This is a genomic window from Mesorhizobium sp. M1307 (assembly GCF_040318155.1).
Classification (GTDB): domain Bacteria; phylum Pseudomonadota; class Alphaproteobacteria; order Rhizobiales; family Rhizobiaceae; genus Mesorhizobium.
Window position 1 is genome coordinate 1 of the sequence record NZ_JAMYLR010000013.1, and the last position, 14,577, is coordinate 14,577.

10 protein-coding genes and 5 pseudogenes are annotated in these 14,577 nt (G+C 59.8%); 7 read left to right on the top strand and 8 right to left on the bottom strand.

Going from position 1 to position 14,577, the window contains the following annotated elements; genetic code table 11:
• A pseudogene (locus NKH16_RS16865) lies at positions 1-221 on the top strand (TadE/TadG family type IV pilus assembly protein); the annotation flags it as partial.
• A gap of 890 nt (positions 222-1,111) precedes the next feature.
• Here NKH16_RS16865 and NKH16_RS16870 read toward each other — a convergent pair.
• Positions 1,112-1,234, bottom strand: coding sequence for a KTSC domain-containing protein (locus NKH16_RS16870; RefSeq protein WP_352648747.1), 123 nt, complete (start codon positions 1,232-1,234; stop codon positions 1,112-1,114).
• 279 nt (positions 1,235-1,513) lie between these two features.
• On the opposite strand from NKH16_RS16870, the pseudogene NKH16_RS16875 reads away from it, so the two are divergent.
• Positions 1,514-1,865, top strand: a pseudogene (locus NKH16_RS16875) (transposase); the annotation flags it as partial.
• Positions 1,866-1,887: 22 nt separating this feature from the next.
• Here NKH16_RS16875 and NKH16_RS16880 read toward each other — a convergent pair.
• The 3 genes from NKH16_RS16880 to eglC form a co-directional block, all read right to left on the bottom strand.
• On the bottom strand, positions 1,888-3,198 hold the full coding sequence (locus tag NKH16_RS16880) for an HlyD family type I secretion periplasmic adaptor subunit (protein WP_352900522.1): 1,311 nt from the start codon (positions 3,196-3,198) through the stop codon (positions 1,888-1,890).
• Entirely contained in the window at positions 3,198-4,943 is a 1,746-nt protein-coding gene (locus tag NKH16_RS16885) for a type I secretion system permease/ATPase (RefSeq protein WP_352900525.1), read from the bottom strand. The genes NKH16_RS16880 and NKH16_RS16885 overlap by 1 nt, the downstream gene beginning before the upstream one ends.
• Positions 4,944-5,040: 97 nt before the next feature.
• Positions 5,041-6,432, bottom strand: coding sequence for an endo-1,3-1,4-beta-glycanase EglC (gene eglC / locus NKH16_RS16890; RefSeq protein WP_352900527.1), 1,392 nt, complete (start codon positions 6,430-6,432; stop codon positions 5,041-5,043).
• A 328-nt stretch (positions 6,433-6,760) separates the two neighbouring features.
• Here eglC and NKH16_RS16895 point away from each other — a divergent pair, with 328 nt between their 5' ends.
• The 3 genes from NKH16_RS16895 to NKH16_RS16905 all read left to right on the top strand — a co-directional run bounded on the left by NKH16_RS16895 (position 6,761) and on the right by NKH16_RS16905 (position 10,664).
• Complete coding sequence (locus NKH16_RS16895; RefSeq protein WP_352900530.1) at positions 6,761-7,843, top strand: sensor histidine kinase; 1,083 nt, start codon at positions 6,761-6,763, stop codon at positions 7,841-7,843.
• Positions 7,844-8,289: 446 nt separating this feature from the next.
• Positions 8,290-9,399 carry an OmpA family protein gene (locus tag NKH16_RS16900; protein WP_352900533.1) on the top strand — a complete coding sequence of 370 codons (1,110 nt, stop codon included), beginning with the start codon at positions 8,290-8,292 and terminating at the stop codon, positions 9,397-9,399.
• An 11-nt stretch (positions 9,400-9,410) separates the two neighbouring features.
• A complete protein-coding gene (locus NKH16_RS16905) occupies positions 9,411-10,664 on the top strand; it encodes a caspase family protein (RefSeq protein WP_352900536.1) in 1,254 nt (417 codons plus the stop codon).
• A gap of 62 nt (positions 10,665-10,726) precedes the next feature.
• Here the strand turns inward: NKH16_RS16905 and NKH16_RS16910 are convergent, their stop codons facing one another.
• Positions 10,727-11,233 (bottom strand): DUF6931 family protein, encoded by a 507-nt coding sequence (locus NKH16_RS16910; RefSeq protein ID WP_352900539.1) that lies wholly within the window; start codon positions 11,231-11,233, stop codon positions 10,727-10,729.
• Positions 11,234-11,490: 257 nt separating this feature from the next.
• Between NKH16_RS16910 and NKH16_RS16915 the strand changes: the two genes are divergently transcribed.
• A complete protein-coding gene (locus NKH16_RS16915; RefSeq protein ID WP_352900541.1) occupies positions 11,491-12,027 on the top strand; it encodes an OmpA family protein in 537 nt (178 codons plus the stop codon).
• Positions 12,028-12,092: 65 nt separating this feature from the next.
• On the opposite strand, the gene NKH16_RS16920 is transcribed toward NKH16_RS16915, so the two are convergent.
• Both NKH16_RS16920 and NKH16_RS16925 read right to left on the bottom strand, forming a co-directional pair.
• The gene (locus tag NKH16_RS16920; RefSeq protein ID WP_352900544.1) at positions 12,093-12,530 is read right to left on the bottom strand and encodes a hypothetical protein; all 438 of its coding nucleotides are present in this window, start codon (positions 12,528-12,530) and stop codon (positions 12,093-12,095) included.
• Between the two features lie 293 nt (positions 12,531-12,823).
• Positions 12,824-12,991, bottom strand: a pseudogene (locus tag NKH16_RS16925) (integrase core domain-containing protein); the annotation flags it as partial.
• Between the two features lie 244 nt (positions 12,992-13,235).
• Here NKH16_RS16925 and NKH16_RS16930 point away from each other — a divergent pair.
• Positions 13,236-14,303 (top strand): annotated as a pseudogene (locus NKH16_RS16930) (IS110 family RNA-guided transposase).
• A gap of 13 nt (positions 14,304-14,316) precedes the next feature.
• On the opposite strand, the pseudogene NKH16_RS16935 reads toward NKH16_RS16930, so the two are convergent.
• A pseudogene (locus tag NKH16_RS16935) lies at positions 14,317-14,529 on the bottom strand (DDE-type integrase/transposase/recombinase); the annotation flags it as partial.
• Positions 14,530-14,577 lie beyond the last annotated feature (48 nt).

The window sequence follows — 14,577 nt, forward strand, 5'->3', positions numbered from 1 at the left end:
TCGGCTGGGCTCTGAATGCTATGTCGAGTGTTCGGTACACGCTGGAAACGTCGTCACGTGCGCTGCAAATGAAGAACTCGCTGACGCAGGCCCAGATCCAAGCCATTGCCACGGAAAAATTACTGGATTTGGGATTGAAAGACGTCGACGTAACAATAGCAATCGACGCCCCCAGCGGCGGCTTTCGCATGGCACATCTGACCGCCAATATGCGTTCGTGATCGAGTTCCCGTATTTCAACCGATATCCGATAAATTATCAGACAACTGTCACAGTTCCGTTGATTGGAACATAAGCCCCACTCTAGTCGGACGCCGCGGCCCACCACCCCGGACGTTCCTCTGCCAACCACCTTTGAGCCTCCTCACAGGTTGGTGCCAGAGCGGCTGTAAGACCGGCCTTGCGAAGGTTCACTTCCAGATCGAGCGCGATCATTGGCTCATCCTCAGCGACAAGGACCAGCGGCTTTTTCATATTCAGCAGCAGTGCACGTTTGTTGAACAATTCCGAGCCCGATGAGTCGAGTTAGCCTTTGCGCGCTGGCAGCTCAAGGAACAAGCCGCTTTGCCATCATTGGGTTCCAAAGGGCCGAACATAAACAGGTTTTCAACATGGGAGAAGACAAGTTCGCTCGCGAGCGACTGAAGGAGGGCAGGTCCAAGTTTTAGCCGATGAACCGGCATTGCGCAGGCGCAGGCGCGCGAGCTGATCGAAATGATCGCACCGACTATGCATCATTGCTGCGCGAGGCGTGAATACTGAAGAGCAGCGCGAGCGCCATCTGCGACAAAGCAGGCTGAAAATGAAAGCCCGTATCCCCCAGGGGACGCCGGCTTCGGGAACCGACCTGGCAGCAATCGTGTGAGGGGAAGTTGGACCTTCACCGCGAGGCGATGTTCCAAGGTCGATCACAAAAAGTCCCGCCGCACATGCCAGGACGGCGGGACCGATCGAGCGCCTTTGCACCAGGCGGGGGGATGGGGGTTGGGCTTGCCCGGTGCGCGCGGACGGTTCGGGAAGCTTAGGCGTATCACCGGCAATACGTCCACCAACCGACGGTTGGAGCGACAAGGACAAATTCGGTCACCGGCAGGTCGGGTCATCCTGGGTGCTATCGCTCGCCACCAGACGGTACCGGATGGTTTCGGATATGGTCGTTAAAGTAGCGCCCCTTGGCGAAAGCGGCTTTGAATTCGGCAAAGGTTTTCGGCGGTACGGCCTCAAATTCGTGCAGTTTGCCGCTGACTACGAATCACACCGAGAGGATTTTACTGTCGGGATCGTATTCTGTTTTGCCTATCGAGGTGTTGGGCATGACGGCGGCTCGATCGAAAAGCAATCAACGACCGGAGAGGCCGTCGCGTTTCTTATAACTGCAGCTATGGTAAGCCACCCAGCTCAATTCGGAGCGCTGCCGGCGAGAAGATGTGGATAGGGTTCGTCATCATCCGGCGGGCGCGCGCAAGATCGGCCCGACGTGGCGCGTCGGCGGGGCAGTGGACCGGGTCGCCGCCCCATGCTCTTAGACGGGCCGATCAATGGTTTCCGGCTGTATGTCGAGAAGGTGCTCTTGCCCACCCTCAAGCCGGGCGACATCGTCCTCAACGACAATTCTTCACACGAGGACATGAGGGGCAAGGCCGTCCGGCACGCCCTCGGCAAAGCCGGCGCCAAGCTCTTCTTCCTGCCGGAAATACTCGCCAGACCTGAATCCGATCGAGATGCTCTTTGCCGGGCTCAAGCACCTGCTGAGAAAGGCCGCCAGATGCACCACCGACCCCGTCTGCAGCGCCATTGGCGAAATCCACGATGCTCCCAGATCAAAGGAATGCGCCAACTATTTCACCGGGGCCGAGTATGGGTGATGGCCGAGTCAAGCACGCGAACTCAGTCCTCCCTGAATGCCCGACGGATTTGATCGTCCAAAGGTTTTAGGAGGTAAGACAGCATTGTGCGGCTGCCGGTCGAGAAGAACACCTCGACAGGCATACCGGGCGACAAGGTCAGGCCCTTCAGCCTCGTAAGCTCTGCACGTGGCAGGCTGACACGCACAGTATAGAAGCTGGTGCCGCTTCGCTCATCGATGCTGAGATCGGGGGAGATCTCACTGACGACACCATTCAGCTCTGGCGTTATCCGCTGGTTGAAGGCCGAAAGTCGCAACGTTGCGCTCTGCCTTGGCATCAGCTGATCAATGTCTTGCGGTGCCACACGCGCCTCGACCGTCAGATCATCTTTCACAGGGACAATCTGCATGATGAGCTCTCCCGCGGATATGACGCCGCCGACAGTATGCACGCCAAGCTGATGGACGACGCCAGTTTGCGGGCTGCGTATATCGATACGCTTGAGCTGATCTTCGGCCGAGACCTTTTGCTCGACCAACTCGGCGAGCTTTGCCTGGACGTCACGGAGCTCGGTTGCCACCTCGCTGCGCAAATCCTGGCCGATCTGAATGATCTGCAAGCGGATTTCGGATGTATGGCCCTTCGATTGCGCGATTGCGGCAGTCAGCTTCCCATGTTCGCCTTCAAGCCGGACTGCGTCACGCTCAAGTGTCGTTATGCGATCGATTGAAACCAGCTTGCGTTCCCAGAGCTTGCGCATGCCGTCGAGCTCAAGCCCGATCAATTTGATTTCCTCCCTTTTAGCATCCCTTTGCTCGGTCAAGCCGGCGACTTCTTCGGTGAGCTGAGCAATGCGCTCTCTCAACTGAGCCTTCTGGCCAGCGCGTGCCTGGCGACGAAATTCGAACAAGGATAGCTCGCCGGCCATCGCACGTCGGATCTCAGGATCGTCCTGCCGCGACGTCAGCGAAGATGGGAAGGCGATGGCGTCGGTGCCATCGCGCTCGGCTTCGAGGCGGGCCAGACGGGCCTCGAATTCGTCCAGGCTCTTGGTGACCATGGCTAAATCGGCCCGGGTCACGGTTTCATCGAGACGGATCAAAACCTGGCCTGCCTTCACGGCATCGCCTTCTCGCACGAGGATCTGACCGACCACGCCACCCGTTGGATGCTGGACCTTTTTAACGCTGGAATCGACGACCAGCCTTCCCGAAGCAATGACGGCTCCAGAAAGCTCCGTGACCGCGGCCAGGCTTCCGGCCCAGCCAACCAGGAGCATGCAGACCGCGAGGCCGCCGAAGAGATAGCGTCGAATGGTCCGGTCGATCGCCGATGCCGCGTCTTGCGTCATCAGTGTGTCGCCTCCTCAGGGCCGGAGACGACCTTCAGGGGAACGCCGCCCGAACGGGTTACCTTGCTCAAGACCTCATTCTTGGGGCCAAACGCCTGGACACGGCCGTTAGCCATGACGAGTACCTGATCCAGGCTTGCAAGCGCGCTTGGCCGATGGGCGACCACGACAGCAATGCCGCCTCGCGCCCGCACGCCCTCAATTGCCGCCGCCAGCGCGGCCTCCCCTTCGGAATCGAGGTTGGAATTGGGCTCGTCCAAGATCACGAGGAACGGATCGCCATAGAGTGCCCGTGCGAGCGCAACCCGCTGTCGCTGGCCCGCCGAAAGCGCCGACCCGGCCTCGCCGATCCGCGTTTCGTATCCTTCCGGCAGATGGACAACAAGGTCATGAACGCCGGCCGCGCGCGCCGCCGCCAGTATCTTGTCCGAAGAGGCTTGAGGTTCGAAACGTGCGATGTTCTCGGCAATGGTGCCATCGAACAGTTGCACATCCTGCGGCAGATAGCCGACATGGTTGCCCAGCTCTTGCGGCAACCACTGGTCGAGTGTTGCTCCGTCCAGCCTGACGGTCCCGCGGGCTGGAAGCCATATCCCGGCTATTGCTCGGACAAGCGATGATTTTCCGGACGCACTCGGTCCCACGATGCCAAGGCCGGCACCCCTTTCTAGCGCGAACCCGACATCCTGCACAACCACACGACGCTCGCCGGGTGGCGTGACGCAGATGCTTTCTACCGCAAGAGAAGATACAGGTGCAGACAGCGAGACACTCGTGGCAGTTTCAGGAAGCAGGGCCAAAAGCTGGCTCAGCCGGGTCCATGCCTGGCGAGCACTGACGAAACCCTTCCAGTGGGCGATAGCCAGTTCGACCGGTGCGAGCGCCCGGCTCATCATAATCGAACTGGCGATCATAATACCGGCTGTCGCTTCTTGATGAATGACCAGATAGGCGCCGATCGCCAGTATACCCGACTGCAGCATCATGCGCAGGATCTTCGAGATCGTGCCGAGCGTCCCAGCCAGATCGCTGGCTCTTGCGTTCGTGTTGAGAAAGTCGGCGTTGACGCTTGACCAGCGCTCGGCGATGCGCGCGCCAAAGCCCATCGCCTGCAGAGCCTCTGCATTGCGACGCGTCGCCTCCGCAAGCGTATTGCGCGCTGCCGCCTGGCTGTTTGCCCTCTTCGCAGGCTCCCTGGTGCGAACTTCGGCAAGCACAGTCAGGCTAGAGAGAATGATGGCGCCTGCCAGCGCCGTCATGCCGATCCAGAGATGGAACAGGAAGCATATTGCCAGATACAGCGGCATCCAGGGCAGGTCAAAAAGCGCAGTCGGACCAGTGCTCGACAGAAACGAACGCACCTGGTCAAGATCCCGCAACGACTGAAGGCCGTCGCCTGGGAGCTTGGTGCGCAAGGGCAAACGCATAAGGGCGGTATAGACTTGCCCGCTCAATCGCGCATCCAAAGCCATCCCGATGCGCACAAGCAACCGCGACCGGATAAGCTCAAGAACGCCTTGGAAAATGAACAGCATGCCGGCAAATACGGCAAGCCCGACAAGCGTCGGCACACTGCGGCCGGGTACGACCCGATCATAGACCTGCAGCATGAAGAACGAGCCGGTCAGCGCCAGAACATTGACGACGCCGCTCATCAGGGCAATTCCAGCGAACGCGCGGCGGAAAGAAGCCAAAACCGCAGCGAGGGTTGTTCGTGGCGGCTCGGACGAATGGGAATGCGACATCGCCTTCACATCGGTTCCAGTTCGGTCCCCGGCGCAAGGACCGTGCCCGCAATCAGGCTCGGTGTCTCCATACCGCAGCCACCGTCAGGTGTTGCGCCTAGATATGCCAATCGTTCAGCGCGTACGCGTGGATGTAGTCGATCTGCATTTCCGCAGGTGTAGCAAGCCCGTCGGCGGGCGCTCCTGCGAGCCCACCGACCGCCAGATCGACCAGCATATACATGGGATCGTGCATATCGGAAGGCGTTGCGGCACGAGCAACTTCAACGTCATCGAAATACCAGACGAGTTCGTCTTCTGTCCACAGCACTCCGTAATTGTGGAACCCTTCGGTATCCGCGGCATAGGCCGTCGAGGACACTGTCGTATGAGTTCCCGTCTCGTTGGAGTGGCTTGTCATAATGAGCTTGTTTGGATCCTGACCGAGCATTTCCACGACGTCCAGTTCCGGTGGCCAGGAGCCGTCAGCCGGGAGAAGCCAGAAGGCCGGCCATACACCTTGCTTTTCGGGCATGTCAGCCCGAATTTCGAAATAGCCGTAGGTTTGTGCGAAGGACTCATAGGTCGTCAGCAAACCTGACGTGTATTTGTAATCGTTTATGTAGGGCTGGATTGCCGCGGGAGCCCGGGCGGCGGTAATCGTGAGAACACCGTCCTCAATACTGAACGGGTTGACCGAACGCGTCGGGGCATAGTTGGTGTCGATATACCATTGAAGCTCCTTATTGCTCGTGAGCGAGCTGCCGTTCGCCGCACCCCACCAGAAGTTCGAGTCCCAGGTGCCGCTCGAGCCATTCCACAGGTCGAGCGTGTTGAACTCGTCCGAGAAGGTGAGTTCCAGATGCGACCTGTCCAGGGCCAGATCGAACTGGCCTGGGGTGAACTGGTCGATGGTCTTATTGGCGAAAACGAGAAATTCGTCATCGGACAGGTTAAGTCTGACGTTCGCCCCCGACTGGACCATGTTGGCGTGCACATCCTCGAAGGAGGTGAAGCCGAAGCTCCCGACGCGCGCGGTATCATCGGCGCCAAAATCGAGGATCAGGTCACTGCCGTTGCCGGGGGTCACGACGAAAATGTCCGCACCGGATCCGCCCTTGAGAACGTCATCGCCCTGCAAACCGTCGAGCGTCTGTTGGCCGGAGCCGCCGGCAACGATGTTGTTTAGCTCGTTTCCGAAAGCATAGTGTTTGTCGCCGGTGACCGTCAGGTTCTCGAAATTCGCTGGGAGCTTGTAACTCATCCAGGTCGAGATGGTGTCGACACCCTCGTTGGGCAGCTCGACGGCCTTGTTTTTGGAGGAATACAGATAATAGATGTCATCGCCCTTGCCGCCGTACATCGTCACGGTGACGCTACCGTCGGCGTACATGGAGTCGTTATAGATGCTGCCATAAAGTGTCGGGCCGGAATTCGTCGCCGAATACCACTTCACGGAGGACCCGCTGTAGGGGAGTGGAACACCCTTGGCGTTCAATACGTTGGCCATTCTGGTCCTTTCTCCTCTTTCTCGCCTCGATATCGGGCCTAACACCTATTGAGAGCAAAAGGAGCCAGTACCATTTAGCTTTCGAGTTCGGAGAGTTACCAAAAGCTTAATACGCAGCGGAGCTACCGGGGCCGCGTCACCCCTTCAAGGGCACAAGGCGTCGCACCCGGCGCTTGCCGCTCTCCTTCGGCCGGTCGCAATGTTAGACGTATGGCCGTTGCACACGACGCAAGGCCTGTTGTCATGTGCATGACGCGGTGCGAAAGCAGCCTTGGCGATGGCGGGGGCTCTGCGTTGTTGATATTATACGCACGGAACAGGCGCGCAAATGACACCGGATTCAGAAAAGGCCGAGGCGGTCGAGCAGTTGCTTGATACACCTGAGCTTGCAACCGCACTGGAAAGCGAACAGTTCAAAAAATTCCTTGACCAGGTGCCCATCGCCATTGCCGTTGCGAACCTGGCCGCTGAGGAGCGCGTAGTCTACGCCAACCCGGAATTCGAAAAACTGTCAGGCCTGACGGCCGCCAGGCTCACACGAGCAAACTGGGCAGCCCTTTTGGGCAAAGGCCTCCACGAGCAGAAGGACCGGCCACTTGCCGAGGCCGTGGTCGAGGAAACCGATTTTGTCGGCACCTACAGGCTGGAACGCAACGAGGATAAGCCGACGATCGTCGACGTTTATTCTAATGTGATTGAGGATGACAACGGCAAGATGTGCTTCCGGCTGGTGGCGCTGGTCGATGTATCGGCCCATGGCGAGGCGGGAGATGAGCGATCGGTGGAGGAGCTTGTCAGCGAGAAAGACACACTGCTGCGCGAACTGCAGCACCGGGTGAAGAACAACCTACAGATGATCACCGCACTGATCCGGCTGGAAAGCCGCAACGCGACCGAGGCCGACCGGAGACGGTTCGAGCGGCTTGCCGGTCGCGTCCACGCTCTGGCGATCCTCTACCAGACGCTAACGGCCGACGAGCCGAAAGAGGAGGTCGATCTTGGCGTCTATCTCAGCCAGATCGCGTCCGCGGTGATGAGCTCGCATGCAGTCGAGGGGATCCGCCTGGATATGAAGGTGGATACATATCCCGTGTCAATAAACGTCGCCATGCCGGCGGGACTGGTCGTCAACGAATTGCTGACCAATTCACTAAAGCATGCGTTCCGGGGGCGCGACGGCGGCACGATAACACTGCACAGCGTCGTCGATGGCGACGGCTGCCGGGTTATAGTGGCGGACGACGGAATCGGCCTGCCGGAAGGCGAGGTGTGGCCCAAGCCAGGCAAGCTCGGAGCGCTGATCGCGCGCTCGCTGACCGAGAACGCCAAGGCGCAGCTAGCTGTCGCGTCCAGCGCCAACAAAGGAACGAAGGTGACCATCCTTTTCAAGCGGTCGGCGGCAGCAAGCTAAACGATTGCCGTCGAACATGGCAGGCTGGCGGCTGGCTTCATGTCGCGGCTTTGGGCAGGTGCCTGCAAATACGCGGGACGCGCTTCGCGGCCTGCTTCACATGGTCGAAATCTTCAATCGAAGAGCCGCCAGCTGCATTCCGCGGGAGAAGCAGGATGGAGTAAGCCGGGCGTTTCCCTCGCTTGGCTGGTCCAGCGTGACCGGCTTCAAGACAGCGGCAGGTAGCGCAGCGAATATTCTCCAATCAGCTCCATTGTTCGCCAACAAGACTGCTTGTTCGCCCAACACCATTTTGCCGGACTTCCGCAGCCTGGGACCTGAGCGGAATTTACACCATTGCGGTCGATTGGCCGATGCTCGCCAAGCCTTGACAATTGTTCTATGCTCTCTTTGGCACGGCATGGTGGTGATTGCGACACGGAAGGCTGTTGTCCTGTGGGGGTTCAATGTTCGAAGTCGTCGGAGACTGGCGGAAAACGGGCTCGAGAAGCTGGTTAGCCCTAAACACCCTTGGCTTGATCGTCGCGCTATCGGTGCTGTTATTGCCTGGGCTGGAAAGCGCGAATGCACAGACGAATTGGACACTCGACCCGACGGCCTCCGTGCTCACCTACCAGTCGGTCAAGAAGAACACGATCGTCGAAACAAACAAGATCAGGAACATAGCCGGCACCCTTTCTTCGACGGGTGAGGCCAAGATCACCTTCGACCTCAACTCTGTAGACACGGGTGTCGACCTTCGCAATGTTCGCATGCGGTTCCTTTTCTTTGAGACATTCAAGTATCCGTCCGCCGAACTGACCGCAAAAGTTGACCCTGCCGCATTTGCCGACCTGGCGACCAAGCGAAGGGTCAAGGCAGTGCTGCCATTCCGCCTCAATCTGCACGGGGTCGACAAGGATTTCGAGGCCAATATCGTCGTGACCATGATCAGCGACAGCATGGTCTCCGTCGCTTCGGAGACGCCTGTTGCCGTACATGTCGAGGACTTCGGACTGCTGCCGAATGTCGACAAGCTACAGCAGGCCGCCAATGTGACCAACATTGTTCCGACCGCTTCCGTGTCTTTCGATTTCGTTTTCAACGCCGGCGGCAGCAAGCCCGCGGCCGTGCAGACGATCGCTGCAAGTACTGCCGACGTCGGGCCCGTCGCCACCGATGCCGCGAAAGCGAATTTCAGTGATGAGGAGTGCCTCAACCGGTTCGCGGTGCTCTCCCGCACTGGGGCCATCTACTTTCGGTCGGCGAGCGCGCGGCTCGACAACCAAAGCCGTCCGCTGCTGGCAGAGGTGGTTGGCGTGGTCGGCAAGTGCCCCCGCCTGAAGGTAGAGGTTTCCGGCCACACCGATTCCGATGGTTCGCCTGTAACCAACAAGCTGCTGTCGGAGCGCAGGGCCCAGGCCGTTGCCGATGCCATTGTTGCCGCGGGTATTGCACGAACGCAGATCACGGCAACCGGATATGGCGAGGAGCGGCCCGTTGCGGCCAACGATACGCCGAAGAACAAGGCGCTCAACCGGCGGATCGAGTTTTCCGTCACCAAGCTCGTCAACTGAGGAAGGACCTCTTGTTCCGGTGGGGCTTCGATCTGATTGCCTGTTTTGGCAGTGCCCTGCGCGCGATCGGGCTGGTGACACTCTCGCTATTATTGACATTGACGGCGGCCAATGCGGAACGCCGTGTTGCTCTAGTCCTTGGCAACTCCCAGTACCAGCATGCGCCGGCGCTGACCAACCCGGTCCGCGACGCGCAGGCTGTTGCCGATCGCCTTGCGAAATTGGACTTTGAAGTCGTCTCCGGTTTCGATCTGACCAAATTGCAGACCCAGACGACGATTGCGCAGTTCGCAAAGCAGGTTCGCGGCGCCGACATTGCCCTTTTCTTTTACGCCGGCCACGGTTTGCAGGTTTCAGGCAGCAACTACCTGCTTCCGGTCGATGCCGCATTGGAAGACGAGACCTCGCTTGATTTCGAGGCGGTGCCTGTCGAGTTCGTTTTGCGGCAAATGTCGCGCGAGACCAGTATAAGACTGATTTTCCTCGATGCCTGTCGCGACAATCCCCTGGCCGAAGTGTTGGCAAAGGCCGCCGGCGTCGAGGGAGCGAGAAGCGGGCTTGCCGAAATCCCGATCGAGAATGGCGGTGCGGGTACGCTGGTCGCCTTTTCCACCAGTCCCAATCAGGTCGCCTATGACGGATCGAGCGAACATTCGCCGTTCACGTCCGCGTTGCTTGCCCATATCGGGGCTTCGAACATCTCCATCACCGACGCAATGAACAGGGTTACCGCCGACGTGTTCAAAGCAACCGCCGGCAAGCAGCGCCCGTGGATCAATGTCTCGCTGACCACCGAGGTCGTTTTGCACAGAGTCGATCTCAATGCGCCGCTGATCGTCGGCGAAGCGACGGCTCCGCAACAAGCGGAAGACGGCTCGGATGGGCGCAACACCACCGCAAATTCGTCAGGCGACGATGAGGCACAGCTTGCGCTTAATGTCCTGCGGCAGAAAATCCCGAAACTGGCTTCGGACGATCCGATCTTTTTCGACCAACCTGTCGATTTCGGAGATCCAGCAATCGACGGCAAGAGTATCGCCGAGCTGATCACAGGCAAACCACTCTTCACTCCCGTGGAAGGGCTCGACAAGGCGGTGTGGAAAGGCAAGCACTGCAACGGCTGTCATGAGTGGAGTGAGGATCGGCTATGCGAACAGGCGAAAAATTTCGCCGCCAACGATGTCTCCGTTCTACGCCTGCAACATCCGCTTGGGACACGCTTCAAGGTGGCGCTGGCCAAATGGGCGCAAGGCGGCTGCAAGTGAGATCTGGGCCTTTCGGTTCGAAACCCCTGGGGACTGCGTCTATTGGAATGGTTCGGGTCCGATTAGCGCTGCGCCTCGATCTCGGCCAACTGCAGGCCCATTTCGACAAAGGCGGAGAGAACGGCAAAGCGGTCCGCCAGTGCGACGCGCGCCAGCCCTGCTAGAACACCGGCATTGACTGCATGGGCGGCAGAATGTCGCGGCAAGGCCGTCGGCGCGGCTGCGCCGACGACAGATCCGGCAACGCCAAAACCATTGTCACGCCCTTCCGCAGCCAAGGCAATCCAGGCGCCCGGCGTTGTCGGCGGGGTTGCCGCAGCCTCGCTTACCGCGGCAAGATGGCGGGGACTGTCCGGTTCGCTGACCCAGTCGCGTACAAGCGCGAGCAGCTCTTGATCTGTCTTATCGAGCAGCTCGCTCAGATGCCCCAGGCATTCATGGGCCCACCAGACCGCAGCCCGATCAGGAAGCAGGTAGGCACAAAACGTGATCGCCTCTTCGGGAATGGGCCCGGCGAGGAGATCGCGGCAAAACTCGATCGAACGCTGCTCGGTTGGAAGGGCTCTCATGTCTCTGACGACAGCGGGACAAGCCACAAAAAGATCCCGTGCCGTTTTGAATCGGAGCCCATTGGCCATGACGCCACGCTTTCATCGAGGACCAGTCGGTACTCAAGCCCCCGGCGTGGCGCCGGTCAAGTCTCAACTCGTGGGGACGGGAGATCGGCCGACACAGCCACGGGCTCGGCTTTTATTGACAGACAGATGCGTGGGAATTTGGTATATTCACGCTTGATAATATCGGATGCTCAACAGGAGTAACCGCTATGCGGTGGGCCAGTTCACCCTTGGTGTTGGCGGTCGTGGCTTTCTCGACCCATGTTTCCGCCGACCCTGTCCAGAAATCAGAAGACATCGTCAAGTTTTTTGCTGGCGCGGCCGACCTCGGCAAGTCTCGAGGGATTTGTGTCGGCACCGAGGAGCAGTGCAAGAGCAAGACCAAGGCAAAAGACGGGCCGGCCGACAAATCCAGTCTCGACATGCTGATCAATTTCGGGCTGGATTCGGCCGAACTGGACGCGACCGCACGCGCTGAACTCGAGGAGTATGCCAAGGCCCTGAAGGACAGCCGGATCAGTACTTTCCACTTCGTCGTCGAAGGCTACACCGACGCTTCCGGTCCGGCGCACTACAATGAGCGGCTGTCGCAGCGACGAGCGCAATCGGTGACGTCCTTCCTCACATCCAGTGGCATCGAGGCTGACCGCATCAACGCGATCGGGTTGGGCGAAGCGCATCCGCGTAGCCCCAATCCATACGACGCCGTCAACCGCCGGGTGGAAATGCGTATAAAGGCCGAGTAGCGTACGGATGCCGCCTGAAACTGTGCAGCAGTGCGTCAGGAACTGAGTGGCAAGCGCAGCGGCAGTCAGGCGAATAGGCTTGGAACGACCCCGGTCAGTTCTTGAGCACGCCGCCCACCCACCACACCGGAGCCGAAGAGCAACGCCTTGGTCAGGAAGTCGTTATCCTGGGGCGGCGGAGGATCGTCCCGCCGCACCACGGCCTTGCGGAAGCGCCGTTTCTGAACGACCTGCTGTTGTTGGCGGGGTTTCTGCGCCACCGGCCGCTTGGTGCGGACCTTCTGCGCAACCTGCTTTTTCGGCTGCGTCGTTCGGGCTTGATCGGCAGTATATCCGGCACGCACGGCTTCCATCGTCGGATCTGTCTGAATCAAGAGGAATGCAAGTTGCTCGCGCGTCAGATAGGTGGTCGGCGGAAGACCATTCTTGGCTTGCCAGATGCCGATCACCAGGCGGGTCTGCGGACCTATGTTTCGGTCGATGCGGCCAAGTTCGTTGCCCAACCCCTCGATGCGCAGTTGCAGGTCGATGCGGCTTTGGCGGTCAAGACCGATCGCACTTCTGTCAATTCGGTGCGCGCTGTTTGCTTACCTGGTCCGAAACGCCGACCGATGTGCGCACCGCAGAATCCGAGCTGGCATTCGCCTGGTCCTCATGACGTTGCCCCCAGTTTCTATCCAGTTTTTGAGTTCGTTTCCGGCGTGGGTTGTGCCCTGCTGGGCGGGTGAAGCGACGGGCGCTGGCGCGGAGCTTTTGGCATAGCGCAGCGCGAGCGACCGTCGCAGATTGAAGGTGGTGCGAACTCGGCCGGTGTCTGCCAGGCGATTTGGGAATGCGGCCGCGCGGTGTTGTAGTCGGCGCGCCACAGGGCGATGGCGACGCGTGCCTGAGCCAGCGAACTAAACAGCGTCTCGTTGAGCAGTTCATCGCGCAGTCGCCCGTTGAAGCTCTCGATGAAGCCATTATCCGGCATGATGTTCTTGGTGCCATCGTTTGTTCGGTCGTCAGGTTCGTTAAGCTTGGCGCATCCGGGCCACGGGGCACCGGGAGAACGCAAGTGCGGGCAGGCCGTCGTATGCAGATGAACTGCGAGTTCGAGCACATTATCTGGCCGCCCCTACGACTCGCCCGGATGCGCTGCGAGCGCGGATCCGTATTTGTCGTGTTGCCCGCTCGCTCCCTGTTCGTGACCAACGATGGAGGGAACCGTGCGTATTATCGGCATGGACATACACCGCGTAGCCGCCGAGGTCGTGTCGTTGCTTGATGGCGAGATTGTCAAGCTCGGCCGCGTTCAAATGCTGCGCAATAAGCTTGAGGAGTTCGCCAGGAAGGAACTCACCCACGATGATCATGTGGTGGTCGAGGCGACAGGCAATGCTGCTGCCGTCGCGATCCGGGGACCCTTGCCCTCCGAAGACAGGTCACCAGGCGGACACAGCTGGTTCGCCAGCGTTCGCGGCCGAAGAACCTGATCCAGTCAATCCTCCACGCCCACCTGATCCCGCCGTGTCCGCATGGGAACCTCGTCGGGATCAGCCGGCGCAAATGGCTGACGAGGCAAATATTGCCTGCGGATGAGCGCGCCGCTATCGAGCGCCACCTCGGCTTGATTAACCAGATCAACGAGGCGTTGACTGTGGTCGAGGCGGATATCGCCGTACATGCCCTTCAGGATGCGACAATCCGCCGCCTAATGACGTTGCCCGGCCTCGACGTCACCGTGGCTGCGAGCGTTGCCGCGGCAATCGGCGACATATGGCGCTTCAGCGATCCACAGAAGCTCGTTGCCTATCTTGGCCTCAACCCGAGCGTGCGGCAGTCCGGTAAGGGGCCAGCCTATCACGGTCGCATCACGAAGCAGGGCCGCGGCCATGCGCGGGGAATGCTGGTCGAGGCGGCATGGGCGGCTGTGCGATCGCCAGGACCTCTTCGCGCCTTCCACAAGCGGATCGCCTCGCGCCGCGGCAAGCACATCGCGGCCGTCGCCACTGCGCGCAAGCTTGCAATGATCATCTGGCACATGCTGAGCAAGGATACCGACTACATCTGGGCCCGGCCGGCCTTGCTCGCCCGCAAGTTCAGATCGGCGAGCTGCGTGCCGGCGTTCCGACCAGCCATGCCAGACGCGGCACCGCCTTCGACTACAACATCCCGGCCAAGCGGCCGAAGAACGATCCCGCGTCGAGAAGGCGGAAGCTGCCTATGCAGCAGCGACTTCCCGATGGCGAACGAGGCCGGAAAGGCAGAAGGCTGTGGAAAAAGCAGCCGAATGAGAAGAACGGGCTATTCTACAACATCCGTCTGCATCGGCTTGCCGGGCACAATGTAATGCCATTCGACGCGGTTCTGATCCGCCCAGGAGAGGATAGCGTTCGAGGTGAACTCGCTGCCATTGTCGCTGACGATCATTCTCGGCCGGCCGCGCTCGGTGATGAGCCGGTCCAATTCTCGGGCAACCCGCATGCCCGAGAGAGACGTATAAACGATGAGTGCCAGGCACGTCTGCTAACAAGGTCGAGTATAGCACTCGTTGGACCGAAAACCGGT

What these genes read in the sequence shown, in the direction of transcription:
- NKH16_RS16915 (WP_352900541.1), top strand. Translation starts at nt 11,491, where the DNA reads ATGCGGTGGGCCAGTTCACCCTTGGTGTTGGCGGTCGTGGCTTTCTCG.
- NKH16_RS16895 (WP_352900530.1), top strand. Translation starts at nt 6,761, where the DNA reads ATGACACCGGATTCAGAAAAGGCCGAGGCGGTCGAGCAGTTGCTTGAT.
- NKH16_RS16880 (WP_352900522.1), bottom strand. Translation starts at nt 3,198, where the DNA reads ATGACGCAAGACGCGGCATCGGCGATCGACCGGACCATTCGACGCTAT.
- NKH16_RS16900 (WP_352900533.1), top strand. Translation starts at nt 8,290, where the DNA reads ATGTTCGAAGTCGTCGGAGACTGGCGGAAAACGGGCTCGAGAAGCTGG.
- NKH16_RS16910 (WP_352900539.1), bottom strand. Translation starts at nt 11,233, where the DNA reads ATGAGAGCCCTTCCAACCGAGCAGCGTTCGATCGAGTTTTGCCGCGAT.
- NKH16_RS16885 (WP_352900525.1), bottom strand. Translation starts at nt 4,943, where the DNA reads ATGTCGCATTCCCATTCGTCCGAGCCGCCACGAACAACCCTCGCTGCG.
- eglC (WP_352900527.1), bottom strand. Translation starts at nt 6,432, where the DNA reads ATGGCCAACGTATTGAACGCCAAGGGTGTTCCACTCCCCTACAGCGGG.